Raw genomic sequence first — 17,460 nt, 5'->3', positions numbered from 1 at the left:
CTATGACACAAACAGCCTCTCAACGATTAATAAGCCTCCTTAAACTGGATAGAAAAGACATCTCCCAAATCTTCTTTTACGCCATCTTTGCTGGACTAATCAGTTTATCCCTTCCCTTGGGTATTCAAGCCATTATCAATCTAATTCAATCGGGCAGAGTAAGTGTCTCATGGATTGTACTGGTCTTTATAGTTATTGCTGGTGTAGCATTAGTGGGTATTTTGTCCTTAATGCAACTGCGTATCACCGAAAATTTGCAACAAAAAATATTCATACGTTCTTCTTTTGAGTTTGGCTTTCGATTGCCTAAAATAAAAACAGAAGAACTCTATAATCAATACCCACCAGAGTTGGCAAATCGTTTTTTTGATACCATAACCATTCAAAAAGGGGCTACGAAATTGCTTATCGACTTTTCGACAGCGTTACTACAAATTACTTTTGGTATCCTCCTGCTTTCGCTATACCATCCTTTCTTTATTTTCTTTGGTTTCTTATTGTTGTTGCTGTTGTATGTAATCTTTAAGTTTTCCTATAATTCGGGGCTTTCTACCAGTATGAAGGAATCTAAATACAAATACAAAGTAGTGAGCTGGTTGCAAGAAATGGCACGAAATAATTTTAGCTTCAAAAGAACTTCCAACTTTGATTTTGCCCTAAGTAAAAATGATCGTTTGGTTTCAGAATACTTGTCTTATAGAGAAAAACACTTTACTATTATCAAAAGACAGTTTACACAACTGATTGTTTTTAAAATCATCATTACCGCCGGATTATTATTAATAGGAGGGTATTTGGTACTGAATCAAAAGATGAATATTGGTCAGTTTGTGGCTGCCGAAATCATTATTTTATTAGTCATTAATTCTGTTGAGAAAATAGTTATTGGGTTAGAAACACTTTATGATGTATTGACCGCAGTGGAAAAAATAGGACAAATTACCGATTTAGAAATAGAAGAAACACCGGTAAAAACAGCCGATTATTGTTACACCAACATTCAGTTAGCAGCAGAAAACCTAAGCTATAAATTTCCAGATGCCACGGATTATGTACTGGAAAAAATAGACCTAACGATCAATCAATCGGATAAAATATATTTAGAAGGAATCAATGGCTCGGGTAAAACGACTTTGATTCGGATTTTATCTGGCTTACTTCAGCCTACCTCAGGTTCGTTGTATATCAATGATGATACGTATAGAAAAATAGATTTAGAACAGTTTCGTTCCCAAATCAGCACTATTATAACTGGTGAAACTCCTTTTGAAGGAACCATCCTGGAGAACATCACTTTTAACAACCCATTGATAACACAAGAAGATTTAAAATGGGCGATTGATAGTCTTAAACTAGGCGATTTTATCAAATCTTTACCCAAAGGATTAGATACTAAAATCTTCCCAGAAGGCAAACAACTCTCTTCTTCGAATGCCCAAAAAATTCTACTAGCTCGAAGTATCATCAATAAACCTAAAATCCTTTTTTATGAAGATGCTTTAGATAAAATGGACAATGCTACTGCTAACGAAGTAATTGATTTCATTACATCAAAAGAAAATAATTGGACTTTAATAGTATCCTCTAAAAATGACTATTGGAAACAAAAATGCAATCGAAGCATTACCATGAGTGAGGGAAGTATCATTAATGACATTAAACACTAAAAGTATGCTTAACATTTCAAATAAAACTAATATAGCTGAAAACATAGAACGATACAGCACCTTTAAAAGTTTAAGTGAACGCCCCCATTATCGTATTCTGAACAAAATAATAGTAGCCGTTTCTATTCTGGCTGTCGTTATTTTGTTTTTACCTTGGACACAAAACATCTCTGGAAGTGGTGCTGTCACCACCTTAAAACCTGGGCAAAGACCTCAAACGGTTCACTCTGCTATTGCTGGCAGAATTGAAAAATGGTATGTCAAAGAAGGCGACTTTGTAAATAAAGGAGATACCATACTTTTTATTTCGGAAACCAAAGAGGATTATCTTGATCCTAATTTGGTAAAAAACACTCAAAGCCAACTAAAAGCCAAAGAAATGGCTGGTAAATCCTATGGTGGAAAAGTAACTTCGCTTGAGGCTCAAATTGCAGCTATACAAAACGAACGTCAATTAAAGATGCAACAAGCCAAAAATAAAATCAGACAATCGACGCTTAAAATAAAAAGCGACAGTATGGACTTGGTAGCTGTTAGAACCCAAATTAAAATTGCAACTACACAGTTCAATCGTTCACTATCATTGAACAAAGAAGGCCTAAAACCGATGACTGATGTAGAGGAGAAACGCTTAAAACTTCAAGAAGTAGAGGCTAAAATTATCACGCAAGAAAATAAATTATTGGCTAGTGAAAACGAATTGCTAAACGCCAAAGTAGAAGTAAACCGTATTATGGCGGAGTATAGTGAAAAAGAACAAAAGGCAAGAAGTGACCAGTACACAGCACTAAGTAGTCAATATGATACCGAAGCGCAAGTGAATAAACTCCAAAATCAATATGCGAATTACCAAATCCGTAATGGAATGTATTATATCAAAGCCCCACAAAGTGGGTATGTCAATCGAGCTTTGCAATCGGGGATAGGGGAAACTATTAAAGAAGGCACCCAAATCGTAAGCATTATGCCTTCTAAATTTGATATTGCTGTAGAGACTTTTGTCAATCCAACCGACTTACCGTTACTACACAAAGGGGAGAAAGTAAGGGTTTGGTTTGATGGTTGGCCTACCATTGTTTTCTCGGGTTGGCCCAATATGTCGTATGGTACCTATGGTGGGAAAATTGTAGCTATCGAGAATTTCATAAGTGACAATGGAAAGTTTAGAGTGTTAATTGCTCCTGATGAAAACGATGTGCCTTGGCCAACTAAAATCAGTATTGGTTCTGGTGCACAAACCATGGCTTTACTCGACAATGTTCCCGTTTGGTTTGAACTGTGGCGAACCCTTAATGGTTTTCCACCTAATTATTACCAACCCAAAGCTAACCTTCAAAAAGATAAGAAATAATGAAAGCATTTGTTTTAGGAATTCTTCTTTTCAGTCTTTCTGCATGGAGTCAAGCCAATGTTTCCAAAGAGCTTACCTTCGATGAGTTTTTAGGCTATGTCAAAAAATACCATCCTTTGGTTAAAAGTGCCAATCTACAAATCAGTTCGGCTCAAGCCAATTTAATGATGGCGCGTGGTGGTTTTGATCCTAAGATTGAAGTAGATTATGAGCACAAGCAATTCAAAAACAATAACTACTACTCCTTGCTCAATAGCAGTTTTAAAATCCCAACCTGGTATGGTATAGAAATCAAAGCCGGATTTGATAACAATGATGGCATATACCTTAACCCAGAAAATACAGTTCCTAATCAGGGATTAACCTCATTGGGAATTTCCGTTCCTCTTGGTCAAGGGCTGTTAATTAATCAACGAATGGCGGATTTACGAAGAGCTAAGGTTCAAGTACAATTGAGTCAAGCCGAGAGAAATTTGACGGCAGTGGCGTTGCTACAAGAAGCATCTAAAGCTTATTTTAATTGGAAGCGGAACTTCAGTGAGGTACAACTCTATCAAAAATATTTAACCAATGCCCAAGAACGTTTTAAAGGGATTGCCAAATTGATAGAACAGGGCGATAAACCTGCTATTGATAGTGTTGAAGCGGGTATTATCGTCAGAAACCGTATGTTGAGTTTGGAAGAATCTAAATTGAAATTGACTAAGACCAAATTAGAATTCTCTAACTTCCTTTGGCTAGAAAATAATATTCCTCTGGAGTTGCAAGATGATATTATTCCTGAAGAAAACTTGATTGCCACCATAAAAGAAACCTTGCGAATTAATGACTTAATGATGGCCAATCAAACCCTAGAAAAACATCCAAAGATAAACGCGCTCCAAAGTAAAATAGAAATGTTAGGCATAGAACTTAAACTCAAAAAGAATATGCTTTTGCCTAAAATAAACTTAGGGTATTCCTATTTGTCTGAGCCCAGTTATATTGACAACTATAGGTTTCAAGATTATAAAGTAGGGGTTAACTTTTCTTTCCCTTTGTTTTTACGCAAAGAGCGAGGTAGTTTGCAATTGACTAAGTATAAACTTCAAGACATTCAATTCAATTTAGATTTGGAACGGCTGCAGTTGAGCAATAAAATAAAAGGACAACAAACAGAAATTCAATCTTTAGAAAAGCAACGAGAACTAATTGTTCGTTTAGCCAAAGACAACGAAACTATGCTGGCTTCAGAAGATAGGCTCTTTTCTTTTGGCGAAAGTTCTCTTTTTTTAATCAATACTAGAGAGAACAATTTAGTCTCAGCACAACTAGCGCAACTCCAAATAGAAAACCGTTTTTTTGAATCCAATGCCGCTTTGTATAGTATCATGGGAAATCCATAAGAACGGGATTGAGATTTGAATCAAAGTGTTAATAGCTATCTATCCAAGAAAAATGTTCGCTTGTAATTCTATCTTTTTCTTGTCGAATAAACGCTAAATAAGCAGTCGCTGCTGGACTCATTTTTTTACTTTTTAGCCAAATAAGGGTCCAGTTAGTCACTATAGGCAGTTTTTTAGAAGATATAATTTTAATTGTACCATGCTCTAGTTCGTTTTTTAATCCTATCAAGGGCATAATGGAAACACCTAACCCTGCAATTACCGCTTGTTTTACTGCCTCGTTGGAGGTAAGCTGCAATTTCATTTTGGCTTCAATGCCTTGTTGACTTAAATACTGCTCCATCGCAATTCGGGTGGCCGAGCCTTCTTCTCTATAAATTAGTGGTGTGTTAGATAGGAACTGATCAGTTTTCTTAACATCTGGAAAAGCACTGTTTTTATTGGCTACCAAAAATAATTTATTGGTTAAGAGTACTTCTGATTCCACTTCAACTCCTGAAGGAACAGTAGATACTAAAGCAAAATCGACCTCATTATTCTTTAGCGAATTGACCACTTTCAATTTATTGGTCACATCCATTTCCAGCTCAATCCCGGTATTTTTATTCATAAAATCCGATAAGAAATAAGGTAGTACATATTTCCCTGTAGACACTACGGATATTTTTAACTTACCACTAAGCACTCCTTTAAAGGCAAAGGTTTTGTAGTTGATGTTATAAACTTCATTGATAATATTCTCAGCAGCTAAAGCAATTTCTTTACCAAATTCGGTTACATACAATTGTCTGCCAATCACTTCTGTTAGCGGAATTTCAAATTGATCTTGCAAATTTTTTAACTGAATGGATACTGCGGGTTGGGTCAAATGCAGTTCTTCTGCAGCTTTCGTGATGCTTTTGGTTTGTGTGATTTTTAAAAACACTTGCAACTGATGTAACGTATAATTCATAAATAATGTTTATGTATATCATAACAAATATAAATAAAAATATATGATATATAATGCACAATTTTGCCATGAGTTTTTAAAACAACTAATTAATGGAAGCCATAGAAAAAAAAGAATTCCAACTTATAGATGGCATTTTTAGCCCAGATGAGGCCAATGCTGTACTGACGAATCTTATTACCAGTAAAATTAACTATCATAATTTGGATGACTTTAGCCACTTTGTCCGTAGTGACCGAAATATTGAACATTCTAAAAAACGCATTTCGGAGTTGATAGCAACCAAAAATGATATGAAATCATTTATTGCTATGGCTAAAGAAAAAGGATGCCATTTAGTTATTAAAAGTAGTATCGCTATCGAAATTACTAAATAATGTTCTTGAACCGAAAATTACTTATCGCAACAAAACATCATAAAGAGCAAGTCATTGCTCCGCTGTTTGAAAAAGAACTGGGCGTCTCCTGTTTTGTCACGGATAAATTTGATACCGATGCTTTAGGGACCTTCTCTGGAGAAGTTCCAAGAAAAGATGATGCGCTGACGACTCTTCGAAATAAATGCCTCCTTGCTATGGGAAAGAATCATGCTGATTTGGTTATCGCTAGTGAAGGTTCGTTTGGCGCTCATCCATCGGTTTTTTTTGCGGCAGCGGATGAGGAACTAATGATGCTGATGGATACTAAAAACGATTTAGAAATAGTAGTGCGAGAGATTAGCATGGACACCAATTTTAGCGCAGCAACCATTACTAATGAACCTGATTTACTTGAGTTTGCCAAACGCGTTAATTTTCCTTCACACGGACTCATATTAAAACCCGCTGAAGAAGATTACAGCCAAGTAGAAAAAGGAATTACGAATCTGGCAGATTTAAAAAGACATTTTCAAGACTTTAAAGAGGCCTATGGTAGCGCTTATGTGGAGACTGATATGCGAGCCCATTGCAACCCAACCCGAATGAAGGTAATCGAAAAAACCGCTCAAAAACTTTTGCAAGCCCTATTATCAAAATGTCCTGACTGTGCAACACCTGGTTTTACGGTTTCAAAAGCTTTACCCGGATTGCCCTGCAGTTGGTGTAATACTCCAACAGCCTCTACACTTAGTTTTTTATACACCTGTAAAAAATGCAACTATAGCCATGAGGTGTTATATCCTCATCAAAAAACCAAAGAAGACCCCACTTATTGTGACTTATGTAACCCCTAATTTAAATTACTATGATTAGTACCGACCTATATCAAGCGGCCCAATTACTATACCATAATCAAAATGTTGCCATTCCTACGGAAACAGTATATGGCTTGGCGGGTAATATATATAGTGAAAAAGCCATCAGCAACATCTTTGCTTTAAAAAATCGACCCCTGGTGAATCCACTCATTGTGCATATTGGCAGTAGGGATCAAGTAGAAGATTTAACTATTGATGTATCTGAATTGGCTCAAAAACTAATGGACAAATTTTGGCCAGGCTCTTTAACTTTAGTGTTGAAGAAAAAGGAAACGGTGCCTACTATCATAACAGGAGGAAAAGACACCGTTGCCATACGAATGCCCAATCATCCGCTAACGCTTAAATTATTACAATTATTACCTTTTCCTTTGGCAGCACCCAGTGCTAATCCCTTTGGTTGTATAAGCCCAACATCAGCCTCTCATGTGGATCATTATTTTCAAGAAAAATTGCCTATGGTTTTGGATGGAGGAAGTTGTCAAAACGGATTAGAATCGACCATCATCGGATTTGAAAACCATCAGCCTATTTTATACCGATTAGGCGCTATTGCGCTAGAAGACATTGAAAATGAAATTGGACCTATCGCTATCAAAAATTTCGAAGAACAACATCCCAACGCCCCCGGAATGATGGCTAGGCATTATGCCCCAAATACCAAAACGATAATGACTTCCAATGTAAAAGAAGTCCTCCATTTACATCAAGGGAAACGAATAGGACTATTGCTTTTTGACACGAAAATAACAGATGAAAAGATAGTACATCAAGAAATACTCTCTGAGCAAGGCAATTTAAAAGAAGCGGCAGCTAATTTATATGCAGCTCTCCACCGATTAGATGCTTTACCACTCGATGTGATTCTGGTAGAACGGTTTCCTGACAATCAACTCGGAAGAGCTATTAACGACAGACTAAAAAGAGCGGCTACGGCTAAGAATACAATTTAAAAACTAAACTAATACTAATGATGAACAACAAAAGAATTCCATTATTGATTTTAATGACAGTAGGCATACTGTTTAGTGGTTGTAAATCGAAAGCCAATTTAGACTATTCCAAAGCAACTATCATCAACCATTCGGTGCATACCAAAGAAGAACAGCAAGCTATAACTCCGGATGAAGTGCTGAAACAATTCAAAGAAGGCAACGAACGCTTCCGAAATAGTGAGCTTACCATCAGACAACATTCAGAAACCATCAGGAAAGCCGCTACTGGAGGACAATATCCAGAAGCTATGGTCTTGAGTTGTGTAGACAGTAGAGTTCCAGTAGAAGATGTATTTGATCAAGGGATAGGAGATGTTTTTGTAGGTAGGGTAGCGGGTAATTTTGTAAACACCGATTTACTAGGCAGTATGGAATTTGCTTGCAAAGTAGCTGGTGCCAAACTTATCATTGTCATGGGACATCAACATTGTGGTGCGGTAAAAGGAGCTATTGATGATGTAAAGCTAGGCAACCTTACGGAAATGCTTCAAAATATAAAACCAGCAGTAGCCATGAGTCAAAATTTTGACGGCGAAAAATCATCCAAGAATGAAGCTTATGTAAAACTAGTGGCCCAGAATAATGTTCGTAACACCATTGCTCAAATACGAGCCAAAAGTGACATCCTACGCGCTATGGAGCAAAAAGGCGAAATAAAAATAGTAGGTGCCTTTTATGTCCTTCGTACGGGAGAACTTCAGTTTTTAGACTAAACCAATACTTTACTAATTTCTTTTAAAACACTAATATCATGAACCTTAACTTACTTTTAGATAATCTAACGAATCCTGCTTTATTGTTTTTCTTATTGGGTATTATTGCTACCAGACTCAAAAGCGATTTAGAAATACCACCGAATTCATCCAAATTCATTTCGTTGTATCTTTTGTTTTCTATTGGCTTTAAAGGCGGACAAGAATTGGCACACAGTCATTTCACTCCAGCTATTTTATGGTCGGTTATTTTTGGTATGAGCATCGCTGTATTGATTCCGTTATATTGCTTTTTCATATTGAAACGAAAATTCAGTATTGAAAACGCTGGAGCCATTGCAGCAGCTTATGGATCTGTTAGTGCCGTTACTTTTGTGACTGCGGTGGCTTTTTTAGAAATCCAAAAATACACTTTTGGAGGACACATGGTAGCCGTGATGGCGCTTATGGAAGCACCTGCTATTGTAGTAGGTGTGATTTTGATGCGAATGTATAGTAAAAACAGTGCCTCTGAAACCAGCTTATCTTCAGTTTTGAAACATTCCTTAACCAATGGGAGTGTCTTATTGATTTTAGGAAGTTTGATTATAGGCTTGCTGGCCAGCGAACAACAAGCGATGGGAATAAAACCTTTTACTACGGATATTTTTAAAGGGTTCCTAGCTATTTTCCTTTTGGATATGGGAATTGTTAGTGGTAAAAAACTCAACGATTTCTTCAAGAGTGGTTGGTTTGCTGTAGCCTTCGCCATACTAATTCCGTTGATTAATGGTTGTGTTGTGGCTTACTTAAGTCAGCTAGTAACCACAGAGGTGGGGAACCGATTCATATTAGCCATCTTAGCTGCCAGTGCTTCTTATATTGCGGTTCCTGCCGCTATGAAAATCGTGGCTCCTAAAGCCAATCCGGGATTGTTTTTACCCATGGCCTTGGCTATCACTTTTCCGTTTAATATTACGCTTGGATTTCCTATCTATTTGAGTGTCATTCTTTCTTAAAATACTGTTTTTTATAGTTTGGCTCGATTTTTGTTCGGGTTTTGTTCGGTAAGGGGTAGCACAACCCCGAACAAAACCCGAACAAAACCCGAAGAAAAGGTATTTAAAAAGAATAGAGTATGGCTAAGCTTTTAACAAAAGAATTTTTTAAGGCAAGGTTTTATGACTTACTGGCTTATCCTTTGAGGGATATGATGATACTTCGTGAAATAAGTGGTTTTACCAAAGAAGCACTTAAAACTTCACCTCAATATGAAAATTGTAGAAAAACAGCGAGTGAGTTTGGTCGTGTATCTTCTTTGTGCAAAGAAGTCCGAGTAGCCTTGAAAGGCATTTTACCCCAACAAAACAATTTGGTAGTAGTTAATACTTTCACCAAGAAAATGCGGGGCATATTGAATTATGATACGCTAAACGAAAAAGGCAATCGAGAATTAGCTACTGCCTTTAGTACCCAAGAAGGAAGGGAATTGTTGCTTGGCTATGAGTTTAATCCGGATACTAAAATGGTACTTGATTATGCGTTATTAGAAAACACTTTGGAGGTAAATTTAAATACTATTATTTTTACTAAATACTCTAATAGTGTTGGATTTAGAGTTCATAACTTAGTATATAACTTTAGAACAAATAATCATGAAGCAGTAAGTTCTGATTGGGTATTTGAAAGTAAAGTTTCCTTACCAGAAAAGGTGGTTTTAGAGCTACCTAGTTTACCTAATGCTGAAGGAACAATGATAACTTTAGTAGAAACCCAGTTTTATAAAGTTACTAAAAAAGGTTTTGTATCGATGGAAGATGATAGGACTAAGAGTGTACAGGTGGTGGGAGTAAAGGAGGTCTAGCTGAAATTACTATACAGCTAAGAAAGGAAAATAACCAAAGTCTGTTTTAGTCGTGAGGTTCTATATGTATTAATACATGTCCTAATTCAGGAATCTCCAATCTTAACGTATCTTTTAATAGGTGAGCTAAATCGTGCCCTACTTTTACGGTAATGTTAGCATCAACGATAGCGTGTAAATCGACATGGTATTTCATCCCTGCTTTTCTGATAAAACACTTTTCTGTTCCAATAATCCCCTTTACGGTTAAAGAGACTTGCCGAATAGTATCTACTAAATCATCATACCGATGTTCGTCCATTATTTCTCCAAGTGCTGGTCTGAAAATAAGATAACTATTGTATACAATAAAGAAAGAAGCAAATAGGGCAGCCCAATCATCAGCCGATTCATATCCCTTTCCTAAAATGAGCGCAATAGAAATTCCGATAAATGCGGCTACTGATGTAATAGCGTCGCTTCTGTGGTGCCAGGCATCGGCTTTTAAGGAGGAGCTATTGGTTTGTTTGGCTCTTTTCATAACCTTTTGAAAAGAATACTCTTTCCAAATAATAATCAGTAGTAAAATAAGTAAGGTCCAAGATTTAGGCAAAGCATGAGGAGTACCAATGTTTTGAACGCTTTCGTAAGCAATTATAGTGGCCGAAGTAATTAAAAAACCAACTACCAAAAAGGTAATTAAAGGTTCTGCTCTTCCGTGTCCGTAGGGATGGTTCTCATCGGCAGGCTTATTAGAATATTTGATGCCAAACAAGACTAAAAAAGAGGAAAAAATATCAGTTGTTGATTCAATAGCGTCGGCAATCAAAGCATAGGAATTCCCAAAAAAACCCGCTACCCCTTTTATAATGGCCAGACTTATATTGCCAATGATACTAAAGTAGGTGGCTTTAACGGCTGTTTGTTCGTTTGTCATCTTTGAGGTAAATCACCACATTTTATGGCTTTGAGATTAGGGAATATAGAAGCACTAATGCGTTGTATACAATACGGTCAAAGATACGCACAAATGTTGAATTAAGAATCGAAATAGTGCTTGGAGAAAATAGTTAGCGCTATAGTTTTAGTACAGTTCAATAAATCAAATTGTTTGATTGTTACTTTTCGTTAAATAACTTTAGGTATTCCTCCATAGTTTCTAATCCCATTTCCTTTCTTAGTTGGTTGATTTTTTCGGGGTATTTAAGTTTATATGGGGAATGGACACCCATCGAATCCCAAACCATTTGGGTTCCGTATAATTGGGGTTTGTTTTCATTCTTTCTCACTCGGTCATACAAATACGCATAGTTTTGTTTGTTAACGTTATTGGATTGGAGTTCTTTTTTCATGGCTTTCAACACTTTCTTTTGAAAAGCGACATCATTGTCCGCATGCTGTACTAGTAACCAAAATTGTAATGAAGCTTCTTTGCCATTTTCTCGGATACCTGGAAAACCATATTCTTTAAAGTATTTTTTTACTACTAGCGCATTCCTATCACATAGTTTATTGAACTCCACATCCATAGAATCGCTATATTCTTTTCGTTCTACTTTTTTTATGTCGTATTCCTGTGCTTTTTGGTCTTTTACATACCTATCCTTTAAATCTAATTTCATCGTTTCCGTGTATGGAATTTTAGGTTTACAGGCTAAGAAAGAGAAAAGCATTACGCTATATAAAAGGAGTTTTTTCATTTAGGTTGTTTCTGATGCTAATTGATTAGTAATGACTTTAAAGGCTTTGAATGTTTTATTAGTTTTTATTCCTTTGACAAAATCAATGTTTTGCCTCCTAAGACGCTATAGGTTTTACCATTAAAATTAAAATATAAGGGTAGGGCACTTGGATTGTAAACCATTTTTTTATCCACAGAAAATTTAAGATTCCTAAAGGCATTGATGTAATCTACTAGATCAATTTGTGTAGTGTAATGAATCGAGGGATTATTGGCCACCATTTTAATAAACTTTTCGGTTTCCTCCCAATACGCGGGGTTGTTTCCCATTTCCCAGGAATGCCCCCAAATGTCTAATACTGCTAGTTCTTTGGTTTGTAGAAAGTCGGTAATGATTTGATAAAAATGGGCTAACTCTTTGGCGTCTTTTTCAGGTTGGTTAGGTTCCCAATGAGCTTTGGCAAATTGATGCACTGTGGGATGCCACATAAGAAAGTTTTCAGGGATTTTGAAATTATACGTATCATCAACAGTGCGAGCATATTCAATACCTAGGCCATGTATAGCATCAAGTACTACTTGATTATTATTTCCAAAGGGATAAGCCATGCCTCTAACAGGGTAATTCACTAGTCGTTCCAATTCTTTTCGGTCTTCTATTACCTCATAAACAATGTCGGGTTTAGATAGCGTGGTTAAATTGGGATGGTTAAAAGAATGCACCGAAACTTCATGACCTGCGTAAAGCTCTTTTATTTCCTCTTTAGTCAAGTAATCCTTGGTTCCCAGTTTGTTCGAATTCAGATGAAAGGTTCCAATGACCTTATATTTATTCATTAGTTTGACTAACTGTCGGTCTTCTGTTCTTCCATCATCATAACTCAACAGCAAAGCTTTTGATTTCCCACCAGGAAAAAGCATTTCAACTGGCATACCACTTTGCACCGAATTCGGATTAGTTTGGGCTACGGAATAGTGGAAGAAAAAAAGCAGTAATACCGAAATAGATAATGACTTCATTAGGTTTTAATTGGTTGTTTAAATGATTCACAGTGGTTTTAAGTCGCTTGTTTATAGCAGATAATCTTATTTTCAAATAACTAATGTAGTACTTTTTAAAAGACTATTTCGAACCCATAGAATATTAATTTTTCCTAATGCCTATTTTTAAAAGCCAGATTTTTAAGAATTTTAAGCACTTCTGTACTTTTTAAAGAACCAAACTTTCAGCAAATCAGCTGTCAGTATATATAAAGCTACAATTAACACCATAGCGCCAAGATTTAATAAAGGTAATGGCGTTAAACCAACATCATTAGCAAAGGGTAAATAGGGTAGACAAAGGGTCAAAACTAACCCTACTATACTTAGCATAAACAGGTATTTTCCGGGTTTACTTTTGAAAAAGTTCTTATGGGTTCGGATAATGAATAAAATAAACAACTCGGTTAGGATAGATTCTATAAACCACCCCGTTTGAAAGGCTGATTCCTTTACTTTTAAAACATAATAAAGTGTAGCAAAGGTAATCACGTCAAATAACGAGCTGTGTATTCCAAAAATTACCATATAGTTTCGGATAAACTTTAAGTCCCATTTGCCCGGTCGGTCTAGTTGCTCTTGGTCGACATTATCAGAAGCTACGGTAAGGTAAGGGAAGTCGGTAATGAAATTCATCAAGAGAATTTGCTTAGGTAGCATCGGTAAAAAGGGTAACAACAAAGAAGCAATCGCCACACTAAACATATTACCAAAGGTAGACCCTGTATTGATAAAGATATATTTCAAAGTATTGGCAAAGGTTTTTCTACCTTCTTGTATACCATCCACCAAGACCATTAGGCTTTTTTTCATTAGGACGAAGTCGGCTGCCTCACGAGCAACATCTACTGCATTCTCCACAGAAATACCTACATCAGCGGCGTTGATGGCAGATACGTCATTAATTCCATCACCGATATAAGCAACCGTATACGACTTTCGCAAAGCCATAATGATGCGTTCTTTTTGTTGAGGCTCTACTTCGGCAAAGATGTGAGTTTCTTTTACCAGCTTATACATGGCTTCGGTACTGGTAGCAAACACTTCCGAACCGGTGAGTATTTTAGGATTCTTGATGCCAATTTTTAAAGCAATCGAAAGGGCTACGTTTTTATTATCCCCTGTAATTATTTTTAACCCTACTTGTAATTTATTCAGTTCACTAATGGTTTCCACAATCCCTTCTTTGATAGGGTCTTCTAATAAAATAAAGCCAGCAAAGATCATTTGGGTTTCCAAACCTTTAGCAATAGGTTCTTCTCCAATGTTTTTATAGCAAATGGCTATCGCTCGAAGTCCGTCAACACCAAATTGCTCATATCGTTTTTCTACTTCTGTTTTATGAGATGCAATGTCTTCTATAGTTCCATTATCAAGTTTTATTTGGGTACAGATTTCAAGGATTTGGTTGTAGGCTCCTTTAGTAATTAGTATCGATTGGCTGTCTTTTTTTACAGCAATGCTCAATCTTTTACGAAGGAAGTCATAGGGTATTTCACCGAGTTTCACAGGTACAGTATTTGATGCAATTTTTACTTCTTTTAAAGCATCGTCAATAGGGTTGGAGTACCCACTTTCAAAGGAAGCATTCCAATAAGCGAGTTCTTTTACTTCTTCATTTTCATTGCCAAATCCGTTGACTAGACCATTTACTTTTATGGTTCCTGTGGTTATCGTCCCCGTTTTATCAGTGCACAACAAATTAACTTCGCCTAGGTTTTGAATGGAAGCTAGTTTTTTAACGATTACTTTTTTGGCTAACATTCTTTTGGCACCAGCGCTCATGGCAATGGTGGTAATGGCAGGAAGTAGTTCAGGAGCCATGCCTACTGCTAAGGCTAGAGCGAAAAGAGCTGACTCAATAGGGCTTTTATGATTAATTAAATTAATAACTAATATAAAGATGGAAAGCACTAAAGTTATTTTCATCAGGAAAAACCCAAAGTCTTTGATTCCCTTTTCAAAAGTAGTTTCTACATTTCGTGTAGCACTTTGAGCAATACTGCCGAATATAGTGTTACTGCCTGTTTGAATGACTAGTGCTTTGGCATTACCACTGACTACATTGGTTCCTTCCCAAAGGCAATTGACTCTTTTGGCTAATTCTGTAGTAGCTTCTAGTTTGCCCTCTTGTTTTCTAACGGGATAGGATTCTCCAGTAAGGCTCGCTTCATTGGCATACAATTCGTTGCTTTCAATAAGTAAACAATCTGCTGGAATCATATCGCCTGCTTTGAATAACAACACATCGCCCACCACAATTTTTTCGGCATTCATTTGCGTTTCTACACCTTCTCGGAGCACATTGCATTTTAGAGTAATCATGGATTGCAGTTTTTCCACGACTCTTCCGGCATTTCGTTCTTGAAAAAAGCTCAATAATCCTGTTGATAGCACAATAAACAAGATAATAAACACATCCGAAGTGTCGCCAAGAAAGGCAGAAAGCAATACGGCACCAATAAGCAAAAGCATTAATGGACTTTTAAATTGTCCAAGCAACAATTTTATATCTTTCTGTAATCGGGTATCTGTTTTTTTGTGATTATCTGAATTGCGCAATAGGGTAGCCGCTGCTTTTTGAGATAAGCCTTTGTCTGAACTTCCTAATTGTTGGAACCAATAGGAGGAGTCGAATTGCCAAAACGTAGTATCGTCAGTAGGTTGCATAAGGAATATTTGTTTTAAATGGTTTACCTTGATGCTTACAAAGTAGTTAGGTTGTTTTAATTAAAGCTCTAAAAGAATCTATCTTTAAATACTATTTTACGATACGGTGTTTTAAAGAACGCATCGGCCTTTTTATTAAATTCATCCGCATAGACTATTAAGGTGCTGTGACCAGAGCTGGGTACTATCCATAGATAAGCGTTTTCAATATTTTGAAAAATGGTTAAAGTGTGACTTGGGCGAAGTACATCGTGGTCTCCACCCACAACCAAAGTTGGTGCTTTTATTTTCTTTAAATCGGCTACAGGAATATGAGGTTCTTCTGCCAACAAGTGGAATAGTTTGTAGGCTTGCTTTTCTTCCGCTGTTTTATTTTTGATGTCTTTAATTTGCTTATAAATTTGATCCGCCCAATCGTGGATATCGGTCTCTACTGCAATGGTATCCGGTTCTAGATTGGCTCCAGTGACCATTAATTTTTTTACCTTTTCGGGATGTCTTATGGCTAGTAATAGCCCATTGATACCCCCATCGCTCCATCCAATGACATTAGCAGAAGGGACGCCTATTTTGGTCAATAGTTCTGCATAATCATCGGCCATCATTTCGTAGGACAGCGAGTCTTTGGTATCAATAGATTTGCCTTGTGAGCGACTATCGGCTATAATGACTTTATAGTTTTTGGCGAAGACCGGAATCTGTTTAGCAAAGTTGTTAATGCTTCCACCATTGCCATGAATCAATAATAAAGGTTCACCGGTTCCGTAGACTTCATAATACATTTTAAAACCTCTCATCTCGCAGTATTTCCCTGCTTTGGGGTCTTTACCATAAGTGGTGGTTTGCATTAGTTTGTCGAAGTCTTTTTTTAGGGCTTCTATGTCTTGTTGGGCAGAAACCGAAAGCGATACGAATAATAAAGCGATTAGTGTTTTCATAATGTTAGTGGATTAGTATATAATACAATACACCCCAAATCGTTATAAAAAATAGTCCGGGATATACTACTGTGGTTAGATTCTTTTTAAGTTCTTTTTTGATGAAGGCTAAATAAAGCACATAAAGTAAAAAAAGGATGATCATAACAAAAGGAATAAAGAGTCTCATGGTAAGTGTGGTTTAGAAATATAAATCGATGAAGAAAGCATTCTTTACAGTAAAAATAGTAAAAACATCGTTACGATTTGTTTATTTTTGCCACTTCAAAAATTCGTAATTGACTATGGCAAAATGGCAAGAAAGAGCGGCACTTTTATTTAAACCTGAAGGATTAACTAATTTAACGAACGCCAAAGTAATGGTGGTCGGACTTGGTGGTGTGGGTTCGTTTGCAGCTGAGTTTTTAGCTCGGGCTGGAGTGGGCAACATGACTATTGTAGATGGTGATGTGGTAGATATTACTAACATTAACCGACAATTACCAGCGTTGCATTCTACAGTAGGAATGCCTAAGGTACATGTGGTAGGCGACCGTTTGATGGATATTAATCCGGAGTTGATCTTGACTAGAATAGAAGAATTCCTTTCTCCAGAAAGAGCTATGGAAGTAGTTACCCCTGATTTTGATTATGTTTTAGATTGTATAGACAGTGTTACTCCAAAACTGAATTTGATTATTGCTTGTAAAAGAAAGCGAGTTAAGGTCATTTCAAGTATGGGGGCAGGCGGAAAGATGGAGGCTTCTAAAGTAAAAGTAGCCAATATTAAAAATACAGTGAATTGTCATTTGGCCAAGACCATAAGAAAGCGGTTGAAAAAGGTTAAAATAGACAAATTAAAAGTGGTTTATTCTACTGAAATACAAGATGCTAGTAGTTTGAAAATGACGGATGGCACAAACTATAAAAGGTCTTTTTATGGCACTAACAGTTATATGCCAGGGCTTTTTGGACTCTATGCCGCTGAAACGGTTATCCGACATTTGTTGAAAAAAGAATAGTTTTCCC

At 36.6% G+C, this 17,460-nt stretch carries 16 protein-coding genes; 10 read left to right on the top strand and 6 right to left on the bottom strand.

What is annotated here, in order from left to right; translation table 11 throughout:
- Nucleotides 1-2: 2 nt before the first annotated feature.
- The 3 genes from OLM53_RS02875 to OLM53_RS02865 are packed head-to-tail and all read left to right on the top strand — an operon-like array spanning nt 3 to nt 4,403.
- Nucleotides 3-1,667 (top strand): peptidase domain-containing ABC transporter, encoded by a 1,665-nt coding sequence (locus OLM53_RS02875; protein WP_264521555.1) that lies wholly within the window; start codon nt 3-5, stop codon nt 1,665-1,667.
- A gap of 4 nt (nt 1,668-1,671) precedes the next feature.
- Complete coding sequence (locus OLM53_RS02870; RefSeq protein ID WP_264521554.1) at nt 1,672-3,018, top strand: HlyD family secretion protein; 1,347 nt, start codon at nt 1,672-1,674, stop codon at nt 3,016-3,018.
- The gene (locus OLM53_RS02865; protein ID WP_264521553.1) at nt 3,018-4,403 is read left to right on the top strand and encodes a TolC family protein; all 1,386 of its coding nucleotides are present in this window, start codon (nt 3,018-3,020) and stop codon (nt 4,401-4,403) included. The genes OLM53_RS02870 and OLM53_RS02865 overlap by 1 nt, the downstream gene beginning before the upstream one ends.
- A 28-nt stretch (nt 4,404-4,431) precedes the next feature.
- On the opposite strand, the gene OLM53_RS02860 is transcribed toward OLM53_RS02865, so the two are convergent.
- Nucleotides 4,432-5,355 carry a LysR family transcriptional regulator gene (locus tag OLM53_RS02860; protein ID WP_264521552.1) on the bottom strand — a complete coding sequence of 308 codons (924 nt, stop codon included), beginning with the start codon at nt 5,353-5,355 and terminating at the stop codon, nt 4,432-4,434.
- Nucleotides 5,356-5,447: 92 nt separating this feature from the next.
- Between OLM53_RS02860 and OLM53_RS02855 the strand changes: the two genes are divergently transcribed.
- The 6 genes from OLM53_RS02855 to OLM53_RS02830 all read left to right on the top strand — a co-directional run bounded on the left by OLM53_RS02855 (nt 5,448) and on the right by OLM53_RS02830 (nt 10,143).
- Nucleotides 5,448-5,732 carry a hypothetical protein gene (locus tag OLM53_RS02855; RefSeq protein WP_264521551.1) on the top strand — a complete coding sequence of 95 codons (285 nt, stop codon included), beginning with the start codon at nt 5,448-5,450 and terminating at the stop codon, nt 5,730-5,732.
- Complete coding sequence (locus OLM53_RS02850; protein ID WP_264521550.1) at nt 5,732-6,568, top strand: DUF6671 family protein; 837 nt, start codon at nt 5,732-5,734, stop codon at nt 6,566-6,568. Before OLM53_RS02855 ends, OLM53_RS02850 begins: the two co-directional genes overlap by 1 nt.
- Before the next feature lie 11 nt (nt 6,569-6,579).
- On the top strand, nt 6,580-7,545 hold the full coding sequence (locus OLM53_RS02845; RefSeq protein WP_319799858.1) for an L-threonylcarbamoyladenylate synthase: 966 nt from the start codon (nt 6,580-6,582) through the stop codon (nt 7,543-7,545).
- A 17-nt stretch (nt 7,546-7,562) separates the two neighbouring features.
- On the top strand, nt 7,563-8,300 hold the full coding sequence (locus OLM53_RS02840) for a carbonic anhydrase family protein (RefSeq protein ID WP_319799857.1): 738 nt from the start codon (nt 7,563-7,565) through the stop codon (nt 8,298-8,300).
- Between the two features lie 38 nt (nt 8,301-8,338).
- A complete protein-coding gene (locus OLM53_RS02835) occupies nt 8,339-9,298 on the top strand; it encodes a sodium-dependent bicarbonate transport family permease (RefSeq protein ID WP_264521549.1) in 960 nt (319 codons plus the stop codon).
- Between the two features lie 119 nt (nt 9,299-9,417).
- Complete coding sequence (locus OLM53_RS02830) at nt 9,418-10,143, top strand: hypothetical protein (RefSeq protein WP_264521548.1); 726 nt, start codon at nt 9,418-9,420, stop codon at nt 10,141-10,143.
- 46 nt (nt 10,144-10,189) lie between these two features.
- Here the strand turns inward: OLM53_RS02830 and OLM53_RS02825 are convergent, their stop codons facing one another.
- The 5 genes from OLM53_RS02825 to OLM53_RS02805 all read right to left on the bottom strand — a co-directional run bounded on the left by OLM53_RS02825 (nt 10,190) and on the right by OLM53_RS02805 (nt 16,452).
- Nucleotides 10,190-11,059 carry a cation diffusion facilitator family transporter gene (locus OLM53_RS02825; protein WP_264521547.1) on the bottom strand — a complete coding sequence of 290 codons (870 nt, stop codon included), beginning with the start codon at nt 11,057-11,059 and terminating at the stop codon, nt 10,190-10,192.
- A gap of 181 nt (nt 11,060-11,240) precedes the next feature.
- Nucleotides 11,241-11,822, bottom strand: a complete 582-nt coding sequence (locus OLM53_RS02820; protein WP_264521546.1) for a DUF6624 domain-containing protein — start codon at nt 11,820-11,822, stop codon at nt 11,241-11,243.
- A 65-nt stretch (nt 11,823-11,887) separates the two neighbouring features.
- The gene (locus OLM53_RS02815) at nt 11,888-12,823 is read right to left on the bottom strand and encodes a polysaccharide deacetylase family protein (protein ID WP_264521545.1); all 936 of its coding nucleotides are present in this window, start codon (nt 12,821-12,823) and stop codon (nt 11,888-11,890) included.
- Between the two features lie 171 nt (nt 12,824-12,994).
- On the bottom strand, nt 12,995-15,514 hold the full coding sequence (mgtA, locus tag OLM53_RS02810) for a magnesium-translocating P-type ATPase (RefSeq protein ID WP_264521544.1): 2,520 nt from the start codon (nt 15,512-15,514) through the stop codon (nt 12,995-12,997).
- Between the two features lie 68 nt (nt 15,515-15,582).
- Nucleotides 15,583-16,452 (bottom strand): alpha/beta fold hydrolase, encoded by an 870-nt coding sequence (locus tag OLM53_RS02805; protein ID WP_264521543.1) that lies wholly within the window; start codon nt 16,450-16,452, stop codon nt 15,583-15,585.
- Between the two features lie 284 nt (nt 16,453-16,736).
- On the opposite strand from OLM53_RS02805, the gene OLM53_RS02800 reads away from it, so the two are divergent.
- On the top strand, nt 16,737-17,453 hold the full coding sequence (locus OLM53_RS02800) for a tRNA threonylcarbamoyladenosine dehydratase (protein WP_264521542.1): 717 nt from the start codon (nt 16,737-16,739) through the stop codon (nt 17,451-17,453).
- The last annotated feature ends 7 nt before the right edge of the window (nt 17,454-17,460 follow it).

This window comes from Flavobacterium sp. N1994, assembly GCF_025947145.1.
GTDB lineage: Bacteria > Bacteroidota > Bacteroidia > Flavobacteriales > Flavobacteriaceae > Flavobacterium.
The sequence above is the reverse complement of the archived record's forward strand: the minus strand, read 5'-3'. Positions and strand labels throughout refer to the sequence as shown.